A 21,662-nucleotide genomic window follows, 5' to 3' on the forward strand; every position below is an offset into this window, starting at 1 on the left:
TGAGCGCCGACCACACCTGACCAAGATCGTTCTTGCCCAATTGGGCAAACCGCCCGGTGCCCGGCTCCTACATGGTCTCGGTGAGGATATGGAGAGCGAACCAGGCGGAGAAGCCGCACCAACTGACCGCGAACGCGGCACGTCCGGCCTTTGACGTACGAGTGCGGAACAGGCGGCGGAAGTTCTCGCTCAATGTGTCTCCCTCACGCTTGTTGACCAGGGCGATCGTCTCGAAGACGGCGAACAGGCATGACCAGACGATCCAGATGGCGGGCCACATCAAAAGAACTCCTCGGGAGTGGGGCCGCTGCGGTATCGCAGCCGGCATCGGCAGTTGATGGTGAGATCGGCGGGCGCGAACGGGTCGCCGGGGTAGCGCAACGTGGAGCCGCTGATCGTGTACGGGGTCCCGGCGGGCAGGGTGGTGCCGCTCAGCGCCTGATGGGCGGCCCGAACTCGCGTATCACCACGGGTGACCCAGGTGCGCAGGACGGCAGGGCCGGTGCTCTCAGCCGCGGCATCGGCCGCTCCGTTGACGGTCGCGACAGCGCAGGACTCGGCGAGCAGGCCGATGAACTTCACAGCGCGGTCGCGGTAGAACACGGTGACCGCGTCCGTGAGGTCGTCGAGTGTTCCGGGCTCGCGTTGTACTGCGGTGAGGGCATCAGCCAATTCGGACAGCAGAGCGGCCACCGCGCTCCCGGCCATGGTCGCCGCGGTGAGCGCCGCGGCTGCCGCGCTCGGCGGCACGGTGGCTGCGCCGGTCAAGCTCTTGCTGAGGGACGCCGCGATGTTCGCCGCGGCCTGCTGGAGGATCGTGCTCAGGGTGCTGGCCGTCTCCTCCTCCCAACGTGCCGCGCCGACGACGCGCGCACCGTCGATCGGTTCTTCACCGCCGCGTAGGTCGCTCTCCCCGTCCGGCTGCCAGTACCGGGTGTGCTTCCGGGTCTTGGGAGCGTGCAGGCGGGCTGTGATGACGCCCTCCTGCCGGGCGAGGAGAGCGGTGAGCGCGGCTGTGACGGCGGCGGCGGCCGTGTCGAAGTCGTTGTCGGTGACCTCGAATCCGGTTACGGCAGGCAGCCCCTTGCGTTCGAGGCGGGAGCGGGCGGCAGTGACATCGGCTGCGGCGTCCCCGTTGGCGCCCGGCCGCGTGCCGGCGGATCGCGCGGCCGTCACGTCGTCGGCGGCGTCTCCGGGCAAGGCGAGGGGGGCGTTGCTGCGGGCCTGGTCGACATCGGCGGCGGCCGTGCCCCCGGCTACCGGTCCGGTGGTTGTGCCACGGGCGGCGGCTACGTCCGCGGAGGCGGGGCCCTGCGGGTCTTGGCCATGTGCCTCGGCGACCGCGTCGGCTGCCGAGTCACCTGCGGGTGCGGACGGTGCGATAGCCGGGGGCGAACCGGCGGCGGGCAGGGCGGGCATGCCACCCGAGGCCGGGTCCTGGGCGACACCGAGCGCGGCTGCATCCTGCTCGTTGACCGGGACGGGCGCCTTCTGCGGGCTAATCCACAGTGCCCGGGTGTGGGGAAGGTTGAAGGGGCGACGCCCGGCGACCTCGCGGTACTCGTCGATCGTGATCAGGCCGTCGGTCCACTCCTGCCTGGCCTCCTCCCTGCGCTGGCGGCGAGGGTATTCAAGCGCCTGGACGGTGGACGTGTTGAAGCGGAGCGACCATCCGTCGTCCAGGTCCAGGTCGAAGGCGGAGGCGACCAACCGGAGGTGGGGCAGCTCGGTGTGCTGCCAGAAGTTCCACTCTTCTCGGTCAGCGTTCGAATACGTGCGTTCGCTGGCGTTGCCGACGATGCTTTCCGGGACGCCGAACGCGGACAAAATCTCGTCCTTGGACGTTTTCGCCAGCGACTCGTAGTTCATGTCGCGCGGCCGTGTGCTGGTGTCGACGTAGTCGAGACCGCCGGGGCCGCTGCCGACGACGACGGTTTCCCCGGCATGATGGGCACCGGGTGCCAGACGCTGCTGGATACGGTCGATCTCGCGCTGATCGAGCCCGTCGACGTCGATGCCCACGATCCCCGACGGCCGCGCATCGTTGTCGATGAACGCGATGTTGTAGACCCTGGCTTTCACGTCCAGGTCCACGCTCAGACCGGCTGCCTCCAGCGGGGTGACACCACAGAAGGGATCAGTCGGGTGGGGGTCACGCAGCCACACGACCCGGTTCGGGTCCAGCTCGCGGATCCGCCCGTCGTACGTCGTGAACTCGTAGTGGGAGAGGTAGTCACCCTTCGGGTCGGGTATCGGCTCGACCCGGTTGGGCGGCAGCAGGTCGAGTCGGGTGATTGTTCCTGCACGGCTGCGTGTGATCTCGACGAACGCGCCCTTCTTCGACAACAGGAACTGTGCAGACAGACGCTTCTTGAAGACCGCGGCCCGCTCCAGCGGGTTGGCCTGGACGTTCAGGACGTGCAGGAGCGGGTGGTCGGTGAGGGTTTCGGCGAATTGGCGCTCGTCTCCACCACGGCCTATTTCGACGGCGAGCGCAGCAGGGTGCTTGGAGATCGCCTCGATGGCCTTGAACGTCCAGATCGAGCGCTCGTACCCCTCCTGAATGACCCGGTCGAGGTCCCATCCGGCGGCGCGGTTCTCGGTGCCCCACATGGTGGTGGTGCCCGCGATGGTCATCGAGACGTACGAGCCGCCTGTCGGCCCGGCAGACTTCTCTTCGATAGGAGACGGTGTCCGAGGGACGAGGAGACGGCGGAGGCCGGGCAAGAACTGGCGCGGCATCAGGCCCCCTCACTGGCCAGCCACGCGCCTACTGCGATGACCATGGCCGCGACTTCGAGCCACCCCAAGGGCACGTAGGTGTTGAAAGCACAGAAGAGGGCGGACCCGATGCAGAGGGCCCCGGCCGTGTCCGTCAGGGCGCGCGTGAAGCGCTTCTTCGGTGGCGCCCAGACCCGCGTTGCAATGACCACGGCAGCAGTCGCATGGGCGCTGAGCAGGGGATGGATGGCGCCCAGCGCTATGAGGGCCGTGGTGGCGCCGGCAAGAACAAGGAATAGCCCGGCGAGGTCACGGAGGAGGATGCGCGGCGTGGGTGTCTCAGGCGGTGTGCTCACGGCGCGGACGATGGGCGCGACGACCGGTTAGTGTCGCGTGCTCCTTCATGAGCCCATTACCGAGGCCGGGTCACCCCCGCCATGTAGGCGTTGATGCCGCGCCGCTGAATGGTGCCGCCCGGGATGATTGCCGCGCCCTTGGGCGGGGGCGGCAGCTTCCGCTTCTTCCTGATGGACTGGTCACCACCGATCAGATGGCGGTTGTCGACCTTTTCGTCGCAGTCCTTGCCCTTCACCTCGTCGTACGGACGGCGACAGCCTCTGCAGTACACCTCCAGCGCGTCGACGCGCTGCCCTTCGTACGTCTTGAAGGAGCCACGGAAGTCCGCGATGCTCGCGATCCTCGGCTCTACCTCGATCTCGGCGGCCACGACCCAGGTATGAGAGAGGTCTTTGGGTGCCTCGACGGGGTCGGCCGGTGGTGCAGGGGGCGCTATCTTCGTCTGCACCACCGGCAGCTCTGCCGACGCGGGGTTCGGCAGGAACAGGCTCTCCTGCCAGAAGGCCCGGCCTGCTGTCGGTGAGAGGGGAGCAGTAGCCGTTGTCACTCATTCCTCCGCGCCGTGCTGTCCACAGGTTGACAGAAGGGGTCAACTCTTCCTCAGCGCGGAACGTCATGTACGGCCGATCTGTTACACCTCAAGCCCTCACGGCAAGGAACTGGCGGACCTTGCGCATCGGAACGCGGAGCTGGCGCTGGTGCAGTGCTGCCGTGCTGCGACGTGGCGCGGACTGCTGACTCTCGCTTCGCTGCGCTGGGGTTTCTCACAAGACGCCCGTCAGTCGTCTCATCATGTGCAGAGGAAGGAACGTGCAGGGCCCGTCTCTGGGAACACCGGAGCGTGCGTCGATCTCGGCCCTTTCTGGTACTCCGCGAGAACGGTCGACGATCAATTGAGCGAAGGAGCCCCAGGTGGACCCCTTTCGAGGGGGCAATGCATCTGAGCTAAAGATGTCTTCTCGCAGGTCAGGGCTGCGCCCTTGTGGAACTTGTGGCGGGTGCCCATTGTTGTCACACCCGTGCACGTAGACTTGCTCTCGCCATCCAGGAGTTCACCTGAACTTGCCCTTGCGTGGGGCTTGTTCGCAGGATCCGGTGCCGCAAGGGTGCCGGTTCGGTGTCGTAACGATGCCGACGAACGAATGGGAGGCGCGAGTGGTGAGATCCGATCTGGAGAAGCCCCGCCGGAAGTGGACGAGCGCTGAGACGGTGCAGATCTGGTTGGCGGCGATGGGCATCCTGGTGGCGATCATCGCTCTCGTGAGGTAGCAGTCACTCAGCATCGCTGAGCGCTCACGCACGACCCCCGGCGCGACCGGCCCTCTCGCACACGCAGCGAGCCCGGTCTCCAAGAGAGCGACCGGGCTCGTGAACTGCGACGAAGGGTCCCGCTCTGGCAGGAGTGGGGCCCTTTTGTTTTGTGTTAAGAGCGATGGTACTTGGGTACCGCCCCACCGCGAAACGTATTGCAATGCAATGCATTGAAATGGATTCGCGGTTCTGGTTTCAGGCTGCCAGCGCAGCGGCGGTAGACAGCCGCTCCCGCGCTCCGTCTGCGTAGGTGATGGACTGCTCGATGCCGATGAACGCTCGGCCCTCCAGCAGTGCGGCGACACCCGTGGTGCCGGAACCGGCGAAGGGGTCCAGCACCGTCCCGCCTTCCGGAACGATGAGCACCAGCTCGCGCATCACGGCCTCCGGCTTCTGCGTGATGTGCTGCCGGGACTTCCCTGACTCAGGCCCGGAAGTGAGAGTCAGCACACGGCGAGGAGCTGGCGGACCTTGCGCATCGGAACGCGGAGCCGACGCTGGCGCAGTGCAGACGTGCTGCGACTTGGCGCGGACTGCCCATGCGGCTGTGCCCCGAACCCTCGCCGGTCCGGGGCACAGCCGTCAGGTGGACAGAGCAGGAACAACGCCGCTGGGCTATCCCCAGCCCTGCTCCGTCAGCGCGCCGTCGCCGTCCAAGTAGCCGAGGAGCCCCTTTTCGGGATACTCGATGATGTCTTCGGGCAGCTCGTGGACGGTGAACCATGCCAGACCGAGACACTTGTCCGGTTCCCGGTTCTCCGGTTCGCCGTCCCACAGGGTGGCCTCGAAGAAGAACCCGATCCGCTCGACGCCACCGCCTTGCTGGTGGTGCACGGTGTGCACCAACCGCAGGTGCTCAGGATCGACCGTCACACCTGTCTCCTCCAGCAGCTCACGGGCCGCCCCTGCTCGCAGGGGCTCGCCACGGTCGAGCTTGCCGGAGGGCATGTGCCAGCGGCCGTGCCCGTACGGTCCACCGCGCTGGGAGAAAAGGATCTTGTCCCCTGCGCGCAGGATGACGTGGGTGTCGATGACGGGTGTCGCGAGTTCCGGTGTCATGGTCCCTGAGAGGTTGTCGACTGCGATGGGACAGTCGACGCTACCGACGAATCGGGGATCGTGTCGGCGATCGCCGTTGCTACCTCCGATGGGGTGCAACTCCCGGTATCCACAACCAGCACCTTCACATTGTCCGCCGCCAGAATCTGAGCCGTCTCCCTGTAGTACAGGACCTCTCGGCCCGGCGCGGTCGGATCACGGTGGAACCGGTTGTGAGGGCCGCGCGCGGCGATCCGGTCGGCGATGAGCCCGGGGTCCGCGGTGAGGATGACGGACAGATCCGGGCGAAGGACGGGCGCGTTCAGGGCCAGCAGGTAGTCGAGCGGCACGCCGTCGAGCCGCTGCATAACGAGCGTCGAGGCGAGGTACCGATCGGTGATGACGGTGTCGCCGGCACACAACCGCGGCTCGATCTCGCGCTGGACGTGCTCGTACCGGTCGGCCGCTACCAGGCAGGCCAGAGCGTAGCCACGAATCTCGGCGAAGTGGCCGCTGATGAAGCGGCCGAGGTCCGTGGTGGTGGGCTCCACGGTCCGGTAGACGTTGATGCTTCGGTCGAGGAGTTCGTCGTGCAGGGCCTGGATGGTGGTGGATTTCCCGACGCCGCTGGGGCCGTCGACGCTGATGAACCGGCCTCGTCGCGTCATGCCGCATCTCCCAGGGGCGTCCGGGTGCGTTGGTGCTGCTCGCGGGTGAGCGTGGCCAGTGTGGAGCGGATCTTGGTGAGGGGGACGTCTCCGAACTGGATGCCGACAGAGAAGTTGAATTCGTCGCGGGCGCGCATCGACTCGTCGGCGCCGTCCTCGGTCAGGTCGACGTCGCCGTACGCGAGGAGGGCGTCAGGGTTGTGGCCGGCGTCGATGAGGGTCGTCCACACGGGGGTGCCGGGGTAGGGACGGAACTCGAACACGCTGGCCCGTATGTCCCCGGGGTTCGTGTCGGCGATGGCCCACAGGTTGTGGATATGGCGGACGGTGGCCTGGAGGTCGTTGTGGGACTCGCCGGGGAAGCCGAGGATGAAGTACGCCTTTACGCCGATGCCGTGCTCGACCAGGCGCCGGGCGACGCGTTCGGTCATCTCGGCGTTGATCCGCTTGTCCATGGCCTTGAGAATGCGGTCGCTGCCGGACTCGATACCGAGAGCGACTTCGCGCAGCCCGTTGTGCACGAGGCGGTCGAGTTCGGCGTCGGTGACCCGGTCGAGGACGTTGATGCGGCCGGTGGCATCCCACACGTACCGCTCGCCGATCCGGTGCCGGGTGAACGCTGCCATCTGTTCTTCGATGACGCGGCCGACGCCGAGGAACAGGTCGTCCACGAACCGGAACGCGGTGACTCCGTACTCGTCGTGGAGAGCGTCGAGTTCCCCGATGATGTTCTCGGGGGCGCGAACGCGGATCGTCAGGTCCGGGTTGGCGGTGACGGCGGCGCCGCAGAACGTGCAGTTGTAGGGGCAGCCGCGGCTTCCGACGATGTTCGCCTCCATGTGCCCGCTCCGGGCCGCTTCTCCAAGCAGCGCTGTGCCGCGGCTCGCCGCCAGCCGTCGATCGGTCTCCGTCGGTGCGGCCCGGTAGGGGTCCTGCGGGAGGAAGCGGCGGTCGACGTACGGCAGGGCGTTGATGTCCGGGCCGAGCATGCCGGCGGTGAGTTTCGCGTCACGCGGGATGCCGGTCGCCCGGGTGCCGAGCAGTCGGTCCCTCCACAGGACGCCGGGGAGCTCTCGGCGGCGCTGCTCGTCCTCCAGGAGCGCGGCGACGCGCAGCTCTCCCTCGCCGAGGACGAGAGCGCGCAGGTTGGCCATGCGCGGGTCTGCGAGGACCCTGTCGGGCATTGCTTTGGCGTGGTGGCCACCGACCATCAGGGCGATGTCCGGATCGAGCTGTGCGGCGATCCGTGCGGACATCTCGTAGGTGGGGGCCAGGAGGTTCATCGCTGCCCAGCGGGGGGCGGCGGTGTTGACGATCTTCGCTGTTTCCGTGATGCCTAGCCCGAGCGCTTCGGCGTCGAGGACGCCTACGTTGAAGCCGGCGCGTTGTGCGTAGGTGGCGATGTAGGCCATGCCGAGCACGGGGAGGGTGTAGTCGTTGGTGCGGGGCCGTTGGTCGTAGTCGCGCAGCGGTGCGTTGACGAACAAGGCGTCGAGAGAGTGGGCCGGGTCAGCCCCTGTGATCAGCGGTAACCGTGACATTGTTCCTCCTGGTCATCGGGCGTGTGAGCCCCAAGCGAGGGTGGAGAGGGTCAGGGTGTGCAGGGCGGTGTGGTCGGAGCCGGTCCAGCCGGTCCACATCGGGCCGAACGCCTTGTCCTTCTTGTCCGGCCAGTCGTGATCGGGCGCGATCTGCGCAGCCCAGGTGCGCACGGCGAGGTCGTCGTGCGGGTAGACGCTGAAATCCCCGGTGAAGTCCGCGGCTGCGGCGGATGCGGTCCACGGGCCGATCCGCGGGATGGTGACCAGCGCGTCCACCAGGTCGGCGGCGTTCATCTGCTGCCAGTGCACGCAGTGCTGCTCGTACGACTTGGCTGCGGCCAGCAACGCGGAGCGGTGGAACCGGGCGCCCACCTCTGCGAACTGCGCTTCGTCAAGAGCGAGCACCTGCTCGGTGGACGGTGCGACGGCCAGCGGACCGTGCGGGGTGTCGATAGTGGTGCCGTACCTCGTGCACCATGCCCGGTAGAGCTTGCGGGCCTGCCCGGCACGGACGACCTGGCGGAGAATCGCCGTAGTGATCGAGTCCCACAGCCACGGGTTGGCCAGGCGCTGAACCGATCCCAGACCGAGCAAGCCAGCCCTGAGACCGGCGGGCACCGCCTCCGGCAGGCACGCCGGGTCGGCCGTGACCACCACGGGCTTCGCGTCCTCCGTGCCCACCGCACAACTCATATGCAGACCGTCGCGGTCCCAGGACAGGACCCAGACGCCGGAAGCGGTACGTACAGCCCGTACGCGGCCTCCAACTGACGCCTCGGGCCAGGCAGGGTGATCGGTTGTCAGGACGCCGGTCATGAAGTTCTCCTCAAGTTGTGCTGATGGTGCGCCGTAGCCTCTCGCATTCCGAAGGACTGCGGCGCACCCCTGCTCAACAGCGTTCAGAGGGCGGTCACTGCGGGAGGACCCGACGGGAGGGTCAGAAGATGTGCCCGGCGGCCTTCACCAGCGCCGCGGTGCTGGCCTCGGGGTCGTGGTTCATGGTGAGCGCCTGGTGGGGGAGCTGCGCCAGACGGTCGGCGAGGTGATCGGTGGGTGCCTCCGGGGGCAGGAGCCCGAAGACGTCCGGGTACCGGTCCTCGGTGGCCGCGCTGAAGAAGTCGGCGTCATGCAGGCCGCGGACTTCGTTGGTCAGCGCGGGTTCGGCGTCCGGGACGATGGTGGGGAAGAGGATGCCGGCCACGTGTCCTTCGGTTGCCAGCGTCAGCCCCAGCCAGGTCTGCAGCTGGTCAGGGAAGAACTGCGGCTTCATCTCCGTTCCCGCCGCCTTCCACAGCGGGGTGCGGTCACCGGCGAGGAGCGCATCGGTCACCTTCTGCTTCTGCGTCGGGTGCATCAGCTCGCCGGCCGCCACGCGTGCGCGTACCGGCTCGAACCAGCCGAGGGCGTCGAGCAGGCCGAATCCGATGGCTGCCGCGCTCGGCCAGGGCAGAACTCGGATGGTGTCGCCGTCCACGCGGGTGAACACGCGGTCGTTGGCCAGCAGGTGGAGACCGGCACGGGACAGGAGGAACCCGGTGGTCGTCTTGCCCGCCCCTTTGCCGCCCAAGGAGAGGATCGTTGCCCCGTCGTCGGGCCGGGTCACGGCCGACGAGTGAAGGATCTGCCAGCCGTCGGTGAGGAGCTGCCCGCGCACGATCTCACGGGCGAGGCGGGCCGTGGCGGTCGCGACGGCCGTCTCGTCAACGCCGACGAGACGCAGGAGATGGGTGGCCGGATCCCACACGTAGGACAGGCCGTCGTCCGGCTGGGTGGCCGTGACGAGCCCGGTCTCGTCACGGATGACCAGCATCGGGGTGGTGGCGTAGGTGACCTCCTCCGGCTGCCCGGCGGTCACGGACGCGGCCAGAGCGGCGTGCTGTTCCACGTCGACGTCCGCGCGGATCACCGGCCCGGTCGCGGTGTCGGGGGCGATGTCCGCGGACGTCCACCAGAGGCCGAGGTAGCGGGTCGTCCAGTCGGTGATGGCCTGAGTCTGGCTGATGACGGTGACGGACTGGTCGTCGCCGGTCGTGATGCGGGTCGCGTGGGTCATGAGGATGTCGTCTCCTTGAGTGTCGAACGGAGTTGGTCGTAGGCGGCGTTGAGCTTGGATTCGGCCGCCGCGAGGTCCTGGGTCTCTGCGGGGTCCAGGGGCGGGAGGCACACGGTGGGGTGCCCGGCGTTGAACCGCAACGGGATTCCGAGGTAGGCCCCGTTCCTGGGGGCTGACAGCTCGACGACTCCGTCTGTCACCCCGAGGACGTGCGCGAGGGCGGCGACCGTGGCGCCGGCGGGGCCGGAGCGGACCCGTCCGATACCGGCAGCGATCCGGCCCGGCCGAGCGGTCAGTTCCTCCCGAACCAGATGGAGGGGGAAGTGGGCGGGCCGACCGTAGATGGTGGTGGAGGAGGCGCAGATGACCGCCCGGTCGCCATGCTCACCGATCACGTGCCCGTCGACCGCATGAGCCGGTACCCCCACCATGCGGGCCAGGATGAGCCGGTAGCGGGCGGTGTCCGTGCTCGACCCGATTCCCCACACCCGTGTGCAGCCGGACACCTCCGCGTACAAGCGGGTCATCACGTCCACGGGGTTGGTCACCACGACCACCGGCCCGGCGAACCCGGCCAGTTCTCGGGCCAAGCGGTGGATGGTGGCCCCGTTGGCGGTAAGACCGGCCATGCGGATATCCGTCGTGTGCGTGTTGGTGAACTGGGCGCGGGGGCAGACCACGATCGCGTCACAGGACCGCATCTGCGCCAGGTCGGCGCGGTGCGCTCGAACGGGGGAGGCGCTGACGAGGCTCATGTCCTCCAGATCGGTGACCAGTCCGTCGGCGCTGCGACCGTGCAGGGAGGAAATCATGACGGTCTCGCACCACGGTGAGTTGACCAGAAGTGTGCTCACGGCCTGCCCGACGGCTCCGGCTCCGATGACGCCGACGGTCTTCACCGGGTCATCGCCTGGGCGGCGTGGGCCAGGCAGAGGCTCCACGTGTCGCGGGAAGAGCGTCGGGGTGTCAGTGCGGTGGTGCAGAGGTCGAGCATCCGGCAGACGTCCTCGGCCCGGGCGGCTACGGCTGCACCCTGCGGGGACATGGGCAGGTCCGGTGGGTTGGTGAGGTACGTGGACAGGATGTTCGTGGTGTCCATCAGCCACAGGACCATGAGCTGCCGCAGCCATAGGCTCGCGTCGGCGGCCTTCAGGGGTGTCGTCACGTCGGCGGTATACGCCGCGATGCCTTCCAGGACCCTGCGGACGTCGTCCTCTCCGGGCGGGCGTGCGACCAGGTCGAGCAGGAGCCGCGACAACAACTTGGCGAGGTCGGCGCAGAGCGGGCCACGCATAAGGCCCGGGTCGATGAACACGGGGCGTCCGCCGTCCGGCGGGAACAGGACGTGCTCCGGCTTGAGGTCGCCGAAGATGACCGGCCGTGCCAGCACGGTCGTGCCGGCGTAGGCGGTACGCAGGCGGAAGACGACAGCCCGGAGCGCTTCTCCGTGAGGTGTCCGGTTCAGATAGGTGGGGCCGCTTAACCCGTTGAACTTGCGCATGAACGTCCCGGTGATTGATCGCTCCGTGATCGGTGCACGGTCCACCTCTGCGGTGAGGGCGGGCTCGCCCAAGGCCGGGTCGAGTTCTTGACGGACGAGGCGCAGGAGGTCTGCGGTACAGGCCGGGTTCTGTGCCACCAGCTCAGCGAGCGTGACCCCCCGGGCGTGCTCGGTGAACAGCACACCGGGGCGGTGCCCGGCGACGGCCGGTACGCTCAGGCCCGCGTTGGCGAGGGCCTGGAGCTGGATGGCCTCTCGTTCGAGGAGGGTGCCGGGCCTGGCGAGGTAGGCGACCTGAGCGGCCTTGACGGTGGGCCAATCGCCACCGCGTCCACGGATCACCGAGACCAGCGACATACCGAGCAGTTCAACCTTCGCGTACAGCAGGCGGCCGTCGACGTGGATCTGCTGGACGTGGCTGGTGACACTCGGAACGACGGGACCGGGCTTCATGATCGCGGTCGGCCACAGGATGCGGGTTGCGGTCGTGATGCGCTCGGCCGCGTAGTCGGCCACCAGGCTCGGCATGGGTAGCCGTACGACGTCGAGGTCCAGGGCGCTTGTGGCGGGTAGGGACATCGGGGTCCTCCTTCTTCCGGGTCGACCTGTACGAGGGCACCACCTGGCCGTTGCGATCGGCGATCGGCGGTCAGGTCATGCACACGGCTTGCAGGTTGTGCACGCGCAGTTGCGGGTCCGGCTGTTTTCAGCGGCGAGGCGAATGACGCCCACAGCCGTCAGTGCGATCAGGCGGCGGGTACGCGGTCGCCCAGGCTGGAGGCATCGTCGGCCGCCAGCTCGTCTGTGTCCTGACCGTCCCTGGTCACGACGGCGGCGTAGGCGTTCGGATGCTCCCAGACGGCGTCGCCGGGACCGCTGGCTCCCCGCCATTGACCGGTCGGGACGATCCCCGGCGGCAGGACCTCCCACGGGGCCAATAGGGCGCTGATCTCGTCGAGGGAGCGGGGCTGGTACGAGATGCCGACTTCGGCGTAAAGGGCGACGAGATCCTTCATCACCTCCGGTACCCAGTCGGTGGTGGCGTGGGTGAGAGAGATGGCGCTGCCCGTCGGCAGCCACTCGCGCAGTTCGGCCATCACCTGGTGAGCCGCGGCGTCGGGCACCCAGGGCAGCAGGTCGTGGAGGAGCATGGCGATCGGCCTACCGCGGTCCAGGCTCGCGATCTTGGGGTGATCGAGCAGATTGGCGATCTCGCGGATATCGCCGTACACGGCCGTGGTCGTCGGGTGCTCGTCCAACGTGGTGCGGGCGTGCGCACACACCGTCTGGTCGTTGTCGACGTACACGACCCGGGGGGCGTTATGGGCGAGACGCGCGGCATCGTAGACGGGTGCTCCCGGGTCGTAGCCCTTGCGTTGCCCCTTCCAGCGGGGAGGCAGGCCACATCCGAGGTCTACGAACTGGCTGATGTCGAGGTCGCGGGCGAGGGTGTGGACGACGCGTGGGCGGTGACTGCCGTTGATCCGCACCATCTGCGGCAGCCAGGGTGCCGCGTCCAGGAGTTGCAACGCCAGCTCCCGGTCGGGTGGGTAGTTCTCCGAACCGCCCAACAGATAGTTGTCGATCCGCGAGACGGCTGGTCGCGTAGTCCAGTCCTCCGGTCGCGGGGGCGAGTCTTTGCACGACACGTCGTCTCTCCTGGGGATTCGTCTTCCACTGGGTATCGACGACGGTGGTCGTCGAGGGCGCTGGCCTGGGCGGTAGTGCGTGGGGAGGGGCTTCGGGGTGGGGAACGGCCCCTCCCCACGCGTCATCCGGCAACCGGGCCTTCTTCAGGCCCGGTTGCCGGGTGTTGCACCCACCCGCAGGCGGGCAGCCTCATCACCCGGAGTAAGCAACCGCTCCAGCCGGCCGCGGTTGAATCGGAAGAGCAGCAGTGCGTGGTCAGAGGCAGCGCGGGTGTCCTCGTTGTCGATGACCTCGACGTGCTCCAGGGCAGCCTCCAAGCCTCCGGCGGCGTATCCGCGGTCGATGCGCTGAGGCCCGCCTTGGCGTGCATTGGTGAAGCTGGCCGTGGCGTCGAGAGCCTTCTTGCCGTTCGACCCGAGGTGGTCGGCGGCGTGGCGGGCGAGGTCGACATATCCGGCGTCGATGAGCGCACCGTCGGGCCGGGTGTCGCTGTGCCGGCCACCCTGGGAGTCGACGTACGTGCGGTGCACCATGTGTGCCCGGTCGGAGACCGTCGCCCAGTTCGGCAGGGCGATCCGCTCGGAGCACCGAGGAAAGCTGTTGGTGTCCCCTGCCCCGATGGTGGCGTCCTGTGCCAGTGTGGTCAGCCACCTGGCTTCCGTGAGCCGCTGGTCGGCGTCGAAGAAGCACATGTGGAACGACACGAAGTTGAGCGGCACGGGGCAGTCGCCGAGCTGCGTCTTTACGTGGCACGGGTGCAGCCACCACGGCTTGGCGCGCGGCTTCTGCTCGGCGATGTGGAACATGTCAGGCCGCAGGTAAACAGCGGTCGCGATGTCGGCGTCCACGTCAGGGTTGGGCGCGGACAGGAATCCCCGGAGGTTGAGGCGCTTCTCTGCCGAGTGCAGAAGCCGCCCGCCCCTCTCCCGGCTGTGCTTCGCCTCCTGCTGGAGTACGACGTCGGGCTTCAGCGCGGCGAGGATATCCAGCGCGAAGTCACGGCGTTCGCCGTTCCGGCCGCCGTCCGCCTCGATGTTCCAGACGGCGACGTCGACGGTGCTGGCGTCCATGGATTTCCTCCGATTCGAATACACGTGATCGCGTGCGGTGACGGGGGTAGGCGGGCCGGCCGCGACACCCCCACGGAGTGCGGCCGGGGCGCGGTCAGGCGCCACTTCCTCCCTGGGCTGACTTCATGTACCGCAGCGCACGGGCACTGAGGTCGAAGGAACCGAGAGGAAGCCCCGGGTCTCGATGCCGCGCGCCGACATCGACGCGCGGGCAGACGTCTGGATCAGACGCCTGCGGCCTGCTTCACTCGGCGGATGAAGGCGTCGTACGCGTCTGCCATGACCTCGTTGACGTCCGTGGCCCGCTTGTCGCCCAGCGTCTCCTCCTCACGGAAGGAACCGAACTCCTCCCAGTACCGCCGGACGGCTTCCCGGCTCATCAGCCACTTGGCGACGAAGCGCAGCCGGTCCTTGCTGATGAGGCCCAGCCGGTACCGCAAAGTGAGGGCACAAAGCTGTTGGTTCGCGTTCAGCAGCGTCACGAACTCGTCGGCCTTCATGTCCTTGGGCATCCACTGCGCCGCGAGGTCGGGGTTCGTGGTCAGGAGGGTCAGCCAGCGGTCCTGCAAGTCGGCGAGGGCCACATTCTTCTGCTGCCGGTGGTGCCGCTCCTTCTGTACGAGGTGGACGGCTCCGATGACAGCGAGAGCAGCGAGACCGGGCGAGGTCTTCATCTGGCGGTGCCTTTCGGTGTGAGGTGCTGTGGTTACCGGCGCGCGATCTGCGCCTGTTCTGCTCTGACCGCGGCGACTGCGCGGAGGAGCGCTCGGAAGAGGCGGGCTACGTTCTGGGCTCGGCCTGCGGTTGCCCTTGGCGTGCCAGCCGGGGGTGAGATGTTCAACCGACGGGACGCTTCGCCGAGAGTGGCTTGCGCCGTGATCCCGGCCTCGGAATTCGAGGGGAGGGACAGGCTCAGGGCGCTGAGGTCTCTGGCGATGATCCGGCCGTGGGAGGTGAGTTCGTCGAGCATGTTCAGCGCGACGTCCATGGTCGGGAGGGCGGGGTTCGTCAGGTCCCAGGCGAGTACCGTGTCGAGGTCCGCCAGGATCTCGTCGGGAACCGCGGGGGCCATCGGCTGCCCATCAGGAGGAGGGGGGCTTGAGCGGGGCGGGGACCGGACGGTTATCACGCAGCGCTCATCAGCTCGGCCGACGGCTCGTCGGCGGGTATCTCGATGACGGGGCCAAGGCGGGGCGTTTGTGCCCTGCGGCGGCGCAGGATCTCCAGGGACACAGCGGCTGGGGGGAGCCCCACCCTTGCGCGGCGCTCGTCGAGCGACTGCGGGTCATGCACGGCCAGGCGCTCCGGACCGGCGGGGCCGGGACGGTATTGCGTGCCGTACTCCTGCCCGGCCCCGGAATGGACGAGACAGCGGTCGTGCAGGTGCGCCCACTGGCGCGGGGACGCATCGTTTGCCTGAACGGCCTGGTGCATCAGCCGGGCAGCAAGTCGTTGGAAGGGGGAGTGATCCGCGTGCAGGGCGATCTGCCACGCGGCGGTCGCCCCGTCCTCGCCGACGAGGCTCCACCCAGGCCAGCCGTGGCCAGCGAAGATCCGCTGCATTACGCCGGCGTTGGCCTGGTCGGTCAGCCTGCCTCGGTTGAGGTCCTGGACGGAGAGCTGCCCGCGCGTCAGGTACGCCCAACGCTCGCTGACCTCCGCCGCGCGCCTGATCAGTTCCTGTGCGAGGTCCGGACGCTGTGGTTCGCCCGCCATGATGCTCCGCTCCGAGTCGTCTGATCGGCGGTCGGCGTTCATACGTCCTCACCTGCGAGGTTCAGGACCTCCAGGACGGCGGCGCCCAGGCAGGCGGTGCGCCAGGTCTGGCCGCCGGAGTCCGTCGGGGCGTCAGCGAGCGCGGTGACCGCGGTGCGTCGCAGGGTGGCGTATACGTCCGGGTTGTTCGGGTGTCGGCTCTGGGCCAGCGGGATCAGGAACTCGGCGGCGGCGGTGAGCGCCCGGTGTGTGTGGCGCAGCATCTCGGGGTGTGGGGTGAGGCGGCTGCGCCACCAGGTGTGGGAGCGGTTGCACATCTGCCGGACGCCGGTGTGGCTGATGTCGGCATCGGGCAGCGCCAAGGTCAGCAGCCTGGGGAGCAGGCTGTCCAGGTCGGGCGGGGGCACGACGGGGAAGGGCAGTGTGGTCTGTACGGTCGGGCGCACTCCGCGGCTGCGACTGGAGGCGACGACGCTCTCGTCGTCCAGCAGGTGCAGCGCGCGGGTGACGAACGGCGGTGGGGACACCAGTCCGCGGGCCAGGTCCGGCCTGGGCGGCAGGTTCGAGCCGGGCGGGTAGACACCTGCCTGGATCAGAACGCGCAGCCAGGCAGCGATCTGCGTGGGCCGGTCGGCTACTTCCCTGGTGTCTGTGACACGGACACGGTCGGCCGGAGTGAAGGTGACTAGCCCTTCGGCCTCCAAGTCGGCCACCGCGAGACGTACGCGTCGGGTCGAAGCCAACGGGCACTCCACCTCGGCGGCGATCCGCCCGATGCCGATCCGGGTGCCCGGCGGGTACGTGCCGTTGGTGATCAATTCGCGCACCCGGTCGGTGATCTCGTGGACGCTCGGGCCCCGTGCGGCGGCCGCCAGTAGGGCGCACAACAGCCACCATGCGCTGTGATGCAGCGTGCCAACGTCGGGGACGGTTTCCGCGTCGGCGGGCGGACGCTGGACGCCCGCGATGATCTCTTGCCAATGTGCCTGGTACGAAGGGGAACCGTCCGCTTCGCTGAGCCTCTTCTCAGCCAGCGGCAGCAGCGGCGCGGCGAGCTGCCAGATTGTCTCGCGGTCATCCGCCTTGTTGGCGCCCACGTTGATGGACTCCGTCGCCTTCTCGAAGTCCGCCAGCATTCCGCGAAGTTGTCTATACGTTGGCTGAGCCGGCCCGGCGCTCTCCTTCTCAGAGGTGGGCCCGGCGGCGATGGTCGTGGTCGTCACTGTCTAACTCCTCGACGAGGTAGTACCGGTGAACTGCTGGCACAGCTCGGTGAACCGCTGCTCGTCGGCGGACACCAGGCGGTGCATGACGGGTGCTCGCCGTCGGTGACGGTCCGTGCGCCGCATAACCGAGGAGGCGAACGCCTCGAACAGGGCGAGGATGAGCTGGCGGGGAGTCCGCCCGGTGCTGGGGCGCTTCGGCTTCTCGGGGGGAACGCGAGCAGCGAAGCTCTCCCAGCACCGGGCGGGAGGCCGGGCCCCGGGGGGAGTGGGCCCGACGTCTGCGAAGGGGACGCGTGTCATTCGTCGTCCCCCATCAGTTCGAGAAGGGCGAGGATCGCCAGTGCGTACCGGCGCAAATACGGCAGAGCCTCGCCGGGCGGTGCCTCCTCGTCGCGCAGGGCGATCAGGAGGCGCAGCTCCTCGGTGGGGTACATCGCGACGCGGTGCGGCACGACCTGCATGAGCTGGCGGGTGGCCCGGCGGAAGCGGTCGGTGATCCGCGCCGCGTCTTGGTCGCTCAGCGGCGCGATGTCGGGCTGCCGCTGTCGGCGAAGGGGCAAGCCGCAGCCGACCAACAGCTTGTCGAGCAGCGGGGTGCGGGCCGAGGGGCCGGGCCGGTCGCTCAAGACCTCTTCTATGGTGGCGATCAGGTCGTCACTGATGCCCTCCGCGACGAGCGAGCGGGTCAGGTGGAAGGCCACCTGGCGTTTCAGGACATCATCAGGGGTGACGGGCATTGCCGAGGGGCCGGCAGTGGCAACATCCTCGACCACCCACATCACGGCCTCCCCGAGGAAGCGTGGAAAGAGGCCCAGGTCGTTCGGCCGTCGTCGCTGACGCCCCAGCTCTCCGAGAGACACGAAACGAGGAAGAGGCCGCGACCGTGCTCGTCGTCGGGAGTAGGGGGGCGCAGCCGGGCGGGAGCTGGGTTCTCATCGGTGGTCTCGACGAAGAGGTCTCCGCCGATGTGCCGAACTCGCAAGCTGACCGTTCCGTGACCATGCTCGATCGCGTTGGTGACCAGCTCGGAGACGACGACCACCACGTCCTGCGCCAGTGGGGCGGGCACGGCCCGGTACCGCAGGAACGTCTTGGTAATCAGCCGTAACTGGGCGACGCGATGCGGCTCCGGAACGACGGCCACCTCGAAGGCGTAACTCCCCTGTGGCCGGGCCGCTCCAAAGGGCGGCTCGACGGCGCAGGAAGGGCTCATCGGTGCCCGCCCTGTGACGGGCGCCGCGGTGCTCACGCCAGCCCCCTGACAGGCTCCGAGACCACCAGGGCAATGAACCCGTGGTGCTCCTCGAACCAGTCAAGCTCTTCTCGGTACTCCGCGGCTTGGCGGCTGACAACGTCGGCGGTGATCACCACGACACCGTCGGCGAAGCCGGCTCGGACCTGCTGCCGTACGAGGCTCCAGCCCGGACGGTCCTGGGGGGTGGTTGCACCGCTGGGGTCCGTGTAGAACTGCTGAGGCCCCACCTGCCAGGACTGGCGTTCCGCGTAGTTCGCCGCCGAGTCCAAGGAGGCCCGAGGCACCTGCCCGTCGAAGGAGGGCGCGTACAGGCACACCCGCGGGTTCCTGCCTTTTTTGCGGACCTGCGCGACGACCCGATCCACGTTCTCGCGCCGCGCAGCCCCTATGGGCCCGTACGGGTCGACTTCGATACGGACCTCATGGGGGTACAACCGCGCGTGGTCCGCACGTTCCCGGTCCATCCAGCTCTGGGTCCTGCGGGCGGTGCTCTGGCGCATTGCTGGCCTCGGCTTCTTAGGGGAGGTGATGGTGCTGGCGCTGCCGGCCCCTGGTCTCCTGGGGCCTCTGGCCCCGGAGGTCGGGCCCGTACACGCTTACGAGGGCACACGCCCACACGGATCTGCGTGAACGGTCATGCCGACCTGTGCGCTCAACTACCGTGCTGCATGTGCGATTTACTGTGCAAGGGCAATCGCCGCTGCTTTGAAATTGGCACATGCCCGAACACAGGCAAGGGGTTGCTCAAGGGGGTGCAGTGGCTGGCACACTCAGGGGCAGGGCTCGCACGGAACCCGGCACAGGGCGTGTTGGGTACCCACAGGGATGGGGAGAGGATTACTCAGTGGCACCTAAGCGCGGGGCGACGTTCCGACGCAGGGAGTTGGGAAAGGAGCTGCGGAAGCTCCGGGACAAGAAGGGGGAGACGCTTCAAGAGGTGGCCAAGGCTCTCGGCTTCTCCCACACGAAGCTCGCGCGGGTCGAGATTGGAGAAAACGACCTTCCGCGGGTGGGTGACCTGGAGAGCCTGATCCATCACCTTGATCCTGAACTCCCCAAGGAGGACTGGGAGACTCTGCTCCAGTTGCATCGGGAGTCCTTGAGCAAGGAGCCGTGGACGCCGTACAAGGCGTACATGCCGTCGAAGATGCCGACCTACCGTGGCCTGGAGCAGGACGCCACTGTTATGCGTGCTTGGCAACCTGCGTTCGTCTTCGGCCTCTTCCAGACGGAGAGCTATGCGAGAGCGCTGTACCAGATCGCCAAGCCTGTCGACGAGACCACGAGCGAGTACATCGAGCAGAACGTCCGGCTCCGGCTGGAGCGGAAGGAGATGATCACCCGCTCGGTTGATCCGCTGGAACTGCGGGTCATCATGGACGAGACGGCGGTCCGTCGGATAGTGGGCGGCCCCGAGGTGATGGCTGCCCAGTTCGAGGAGATCGTTGCGTTGGGGGAGTTGGACCACGTGACGATCCAGATCTTGCCCCACGACGTCGTCACGTATCGCTCGGAAGGCAACTTCATCTTGCTGGACTTCTCCGAGACCCTTGACCCTGTCGTGCAGATCGACATGTCCAACACGATCAGCGTCACCGACGAACGCCAGGAAGTGCAACGGAACGTCCGTCGCTTCGACGCCATGCGCGACAGTGCCCTGCCCCCGGCCCGAACGGCTGGGTTCCTGCAACAACTAGCACGAGAGTGGAAGTAGCCATCAATACAAAATTCACGGCCCCTGATGTGGCCCCTGAGTCCGCTTGGTTCAAGTCCTCGTACAGCAACGACACCGGAGGTGCCTGCGTCGAGATCGCCAATCTGACGAACCATGTCGGTATCCGCGACTCGAAGGACAAGATCGGTCCTGCACTCGTCGTGCCGGCCGCCGCCTGGACCTCGTTCGTCGGGCTGATGCGCTCCGGTGACGTCGAATCCGGTTCAGCCGAGCACTAACTAGAAAGCGGCCTAGCGTTCACCGCCTCGGCCGCCTGACCCGCAACACTGAGCGATTGATGCCCCGCGCGAAGCCACCGCGCGGGGTATCTACCGTCTCGTACTCGAACGAGCGTACGCGCACCACGGGGTGCGGCCCCCAGACTGCGCCCGTTAAAGAGACCGCAGTGATACGGCGGCATGCAATTCCCGGACCCCGGCCGTGCGCGGATGCCGCTCTGCCAGTTCGGCAACGATGCGGCGGATGGCAGGCCGGTCTCGGACTTCTCCCGGGCTGGAGCGGTATGCGGTCAGCAGCGCCTGCGCGGTCTGCGCGGGACGCTGCCACGCCCACCAGGCCCGAGCCATATCGGTGCCCAACCGTGCCTTCCGCTCAGCCGTCGGGAACTGCTCAGGGCGCAGGTCTTTTCCAGCCTCCAGCGCGGCCCCGGCGTCACCGAGCGCCCAGTGGACGCCGACGGCGTACAGGTCAACGGCGGCGGGGGTGATGGGGAACAGGCGGCCGGCAGGGGCGTTCGGCGGCAGCCGGCGGGCGGCGCGGCGGGCCTCTTCGGTCATTGCCAACGCGTCCGTCCGGTGCCCTCCACGAGCGGCGGTGTACGCCAGAGTGCAGAGCATCTGCGCGTACGCGGACGCCGAAGCGTCGGTACGTAGGCCCGTGGCCTCCACTCCGGTGGCCGCCGCCCTCATGAGGCGCTGGGCCTCCTCGGAGCGGTCCTGGTGGCGCAGCACGATCGCCAGCTCTCGGGCTGCGGCTGCGGACGCGAGAGGCGAGCCGGATACCTCGGCCCAGGTGCGGGCGCGGTCCGCGGTGAGCCGGGCCTGCTCGTACGAGCCGAGCTTGCTCAGCACCGAGGCGGTCAGACTGTAGACGGACGAGAGCCGGGCCTGATCGAGCTCCCGGCGGGACGACGCGGCGGCGTGTCCATCACCGATGAGGCCGGGCAGCGCGGTGAGGAGACGCCCGTGCGCTCCCTTGTCGTACAACTCGCGGGCGGTGGCCAGCCGGGCGTCGAGCGAACCGCCGCCGGTGGGGCTGGGGGTGTCGGCCAGGGCTTCGTCCAACCCCATCAGCAGGGCGGCTGGTCCGGCAGCCGCCGTGGCGGTGATCAGCGTGCGGCGGCGCATCGGGTCCTCCTCGGCGTACGGAATGGCCGTCACTCTAGTGGCCGCCGACGCGGTCGGGGTGGGTGGCGCCAGGGAATGCACCAAGACGTGTCGTGGGACTCCGACTTCCAGTGCTGCGCGGTGCACCAAGGCCAGATCGGCCACCCTGTTGCGGCGCTCCAACCGGGACACCGTGGCGGCTGAGCAGCCGATGCGGTCACCGAGGGCGGCGAGAGTCCAGGCGCGGTGTTCACGGCCGAGACGGATGAGCGCGCCGGGGCGCCGCTGCGCGGCTAACTCGCGCGCCATGGGAGTGTTCCAAAGGTCAACAGGCACAGGTCCCCTCCCACGCCGCACGACCGGGGCCCCCACCGTACGGTCGGCAGACGGGCCCGTCGAGACCACTTGCACAACGTGCAAAGCCCTTGCACGACGGGACCGTTGGGCCCCGCTGGGCAGGTCGACGCGGTGTCCTGGGTGCAGCGCCCCGGCCCG

At 68.2% G+C, this 21,662-nt stretch carries 25 protein-coding genes and 1 pseudogene; 3 read left to right on the forward strand and 23 right to left on the reverse strand.

Annotation, left to right across the window (positions count from 1 at the left end):
* Positions 1-67: 67 nt before the first annotated feature.
* The 4 genes from OG413_RS20330 to OG413_RS20345 are packed head-to-tail and all read right to left on the reverse strand — an operon-like array spanning position 68 to position 3,625.
* Positions 68-280 (reverse strand): hypothetical protein, encoded by a 213-nt coding sequence (locus OG413_RS20330; RefSeq protein WP_266807467.1) that lies wholly within the window; start codon positions 278-280, stop codon positions 68-70.
* Entirely contained in the window at positions 280-2,742 is a 2,463-nt protein-coding gene (locus OG413_RS20335) for a phage portal protein (protein WP_266807469.1), read from the reverse strand. The genes OG413_RS20330 and OG413_RS20335 overlap by 1 nt, the downstream gene beginning before the upstream one ends.
* Positions 2,742-3,077 (reverse strand): hypothetical protein, encoded by a 336-nt coding sequence (locus OG413_RS20340; RefSeq protein ID WP_266807470.1) that lies wholly within the window; start codon positions 3,075-3,077, stop codon positions 2,742-2,744. The genes OG413_RS20335 and OG413_RS20340 overlap by 1 nt, the downstream gene beginning before the upstream one ends.
* A gap of 56 nt (positions 3,078-3,133) precedes the next feature.
* Positions 3,134-3,625, reverse strand: coding sequence for a hypothetical protein (locus OG413_RS20345; protein WP_266807472.1), 492 nt, complete (start codon positions 3,623-3,625; stop codon positions 3,134-3,136).
* Positions 3,626-4,206: 581 nt separating this feature from the next.
* On the opposite strand from OG413_RS20345, the gene OG413_RS20350 reads away from it, so the two are divergent.
* Positions 4,207-4,347, forward strand: a complete 141-nt coding sequence (locus OG413_RS20350; protein ID WP_266807473.1) for a hypothetical protein — start codon at positions 4,207-4,209, stop codon at positions 4,345-4,347.
* Between the two features lie 237 nt (positions 4,348-4,584).
* On the opposite strand, the pseudogene OG413_RS20355 reads toward OG413_RS20350, so the two are convergent.
* The 18 genes and pseudogenes from OG413_RS20355 to OG413_RS20440 all read right to left on the reverse strand — a co-directional run.
* Positions 4,585-4,809 (reverse strand): annotated as a pseudogene (locus tag OG413_RS20355) (DNA methyltransferase); the annotation flags it as partial.
* Positions 4,810-5,004: 195 nt separating this feature from the next.
* Positions 5,005-5,448 (reverse strand): NUDIX domain-containing protein, encoded by a 444-nt coding sequence (locus tag OG413_RS20360; protein WP_266807474.1) that lies wholly within the window; start codon positions 5,446-5,448, stop codon positions 5,005-5,007.
* Complete coding sequence (gene tmk, locus OG413_RS20365) at positions 5,445-6,095, reverse strand: dTMP kinase (RefSeq protein WP_266807475.1); 651 nt, start codon at positions 6,093-6,095, stop codon at positions 5,445-5,447. Before tmk ends, OG413_RS20360 begins: the two co-directional genes overlap by 4 nt.
* The gene (locus OG413_RS20370; RefSeq protein WP_266807477.1) at positions 6,092-7,636 is read right to left on the reverse strand and encodes a radical SAM protein; all 1,545 of its coding nucleotides are present in this window, start codon (positions 7,634-7,636) and stop codon (positions 6,092-6,094) included. Before OG413_RS20370 ends, tmk begins: the two co-directional genes overlap by 4 nt.
* 12 nt (positions 7,637-7,648) lie before the next feature.
* Entirely contained in the window at positions 7,649-8,452 is an 804-nt protein-coding gene (locus OG413_RS20375) for a hypothetical protein (protein WP_266807478.1), read from the reverse strand.
* A 121-nt stretch (positions 8,453-8,573) separates the two neighbouring features.
* The gene (locus OG413_RS20380; RefSeq protein WP_266807480.1) at positions 8,574-9,689 is read right to left on the reverse strand and encodes a hypothetical protein; all 1,116 of its coding nucleotides are present in this window, start codon (positions 9,687-9,689) and stop codon (positions 8,574-8,576) included.
* Entirely contained in the window at positions 9,686-10,588 is a 903-nt protein-coding gene (locus OG413_RS20385; protein ID WP_266807482.1) for a lactate dehydrogenase, read from the reverse strand. Before OG413_RS20385 ends, OG413_RS20380 begins: the two co-directional genes overlap by 4 nt.
* Entirely contained in the window at positions 10,585-11,769 is a 1,185-nt protein-coding gene (locus OG413_RS20390) for a hypothetical protein (protein ID WP_266807484.1), read from the reverse strand. Before OG413_RS20390 ends, OG413_RS20385 begins: the two co-directional genes overlap by 4 nt.
* A gap of 167 nt (positions 11,770-11,936) precedes the next feature.
* Positions 11,937-12,839 (reverse strand): SAM-dependent methyltransferase, encoded by a 903-nt coding sequence (locus OG413_RS20395; protein ID WP_266807486.1) that lies wholly within the window; start codon positions 12,837-12,839, stop codon positions 11,937-11,939.
* 144 nt (positions 12,840-12,983) lie between these two features.
* Positions 12,984-13,910: an endonuclease/exonuclease/phosphatase family protein gene (locus OG413_RS20400; protein WP_266807488.1), complete on the reverse strand. Its 927-nt coding sequence runs from the start codon at positions 13,908-13,910 to the stop codon at positions 12,984-12,986.
* Between the two features lie 224 nt (positions 13,911-14,134).
* Positions 14,135-14,584 carry a DUF6082 family protein gene (locus OG413_RS20405; protein WP_266807490.1) on the reverse strand — a complete coding sequence of 150 codons (450 nt, stop codon included), beginning with the start codon at positions 14,582-14,584 and terminating at the stop codon, positions 14,135-14,137.
* Positions 14,585-14,616: 32 nt separating this feature from the next.
* Entirely contained in the window at positions 14,617-14,982 is a 366-nt protein-coding gene (locus tag OG413_RS20410; RefSeq protein WP_266807492.1) for a DUF6415 family natural product biosynthesis protein, read from the reverse strand.
* A gap of 53 nt (positions 14,983-15,035) precedes the next feature.
* On the reverse strand, positions 15,036-15,668 hold the full coding sequence (locus tag OG413_RS20415) for a DUF6624 domain-containing protein (protein WP_266807494.1): 633 nt from the start codon (positions 15,666-15,668) through the stop codon (positions 15,036-15,038).
* Complete coding sequence (locus OG413_RS20420; protein ID WP_266807496.1) at positions 15,665-16,762, reverse strand: GntR family transcriptional regulator; 1,098 nt, start codon at positions 16,760-16,762, stop codon at positions 15,665-15,667. Before OG413_RS20420 ends, OG413_RS20415 begins: the two co-directional genes overlap by 4 nt.
* Before the next feature lie 90 nt (positions 16,763-16,852).
* Entirely contained in the window at positions 16,853-17,152 is a 300-nt protein-coding gene (locus OG413_RS20425) for a hypothetical protein (protein ID WP_266807498.1), read from the reverse strand.
* Positions 17,149-17,589 (reverse strand): hypothetical protein, encoded by a 441-nt coding sequence (locus OG413_RS20430; RefSeq protein WP_266807499.1) that lies wholly within the window; start codon positions 17,587-17,589, stop codon positions 17,149-17,151. The genes OG413_RS20425 and OG413_RS20430 overlap by 4 nt, the downstream gene beginning before the upstream one ends.
* A gap of 41 nt (positions 17,590-17,630) precedes the next feature.
* Entirely contained in the window at positions 17,631-18,065 is a 435-nt protein-coding gene (locus tag OG413_RS20435; protein WP_266807500.1) for an ATP-binding protein, read from the reverse strand.
* Between the two features lie 32 nt (positions 18,066-18,097).
* Positions 18,098-18,607, reverse strand: coding sequence for a recombinase family protein (locus OG413_RS20440; protein WP_266807501.1), 510 nt, complete (start codon positions 18,605-18,607; stop codon positions 18,098-18,100).
* A 344-nt stretch (positions 18,608-18,951) separates the two neighbouring features.
* Between OG413_RS20440 and OG413_RS20445 the strand changes: the two genes are divergently transcribed.
* Positions 18,952-19,821, forward strand: coding sequence for a helix-turn-helix transcriptional regulator (locus tag OG413_RS20445; RefSeq protein ID WP_266807502.1), 870 nt, complete (start codon positions 18,952-18,954; stop codon positions 19,819-19,821).
* A 29-nt stretch (positions 19,822-19,850) separates the two neighbouring features.
* Positions 19,851-20,060, forward strand: coding sequence for a DUF397 domain-containing protein (locus tag OG413_RS20450; protein ID WP_266807503.1), 210 nt, complete (start codon positions 19,851-19,853; stop codon positions 20,058-20,060).
* Positions 20,061-20,213: 153 nt separating this feature from the next.
* Here the strand turns inward: OG413_RS20450 and OG413_RS20455 are convergent, their stop codons facing one another.
* On the reverse strand, positions 20,214-21,476 hold the full coding sequence (locus tag OG413_RS20455; protein WP_266807505.1) for a helix-turn-helix transcriptional regulator: 1,263 nt from the start codon (positions 21,474-21,476) through the stop codon (positions 20,214-20,216).
* Between the last annotated feature and the right edge of the window lie 186 nt (positions 21,477-21,662).

It is taken from the genome of Streptomyces sp. NBC_01433, from assembly GCF_026340105.1.
In the GTDB taxonomy this organism is placed as follows: Bacteria; Actinomycetota; Actinomycetes; order Streptomycetales; family Streptomycetaceae; genus Streptomyces.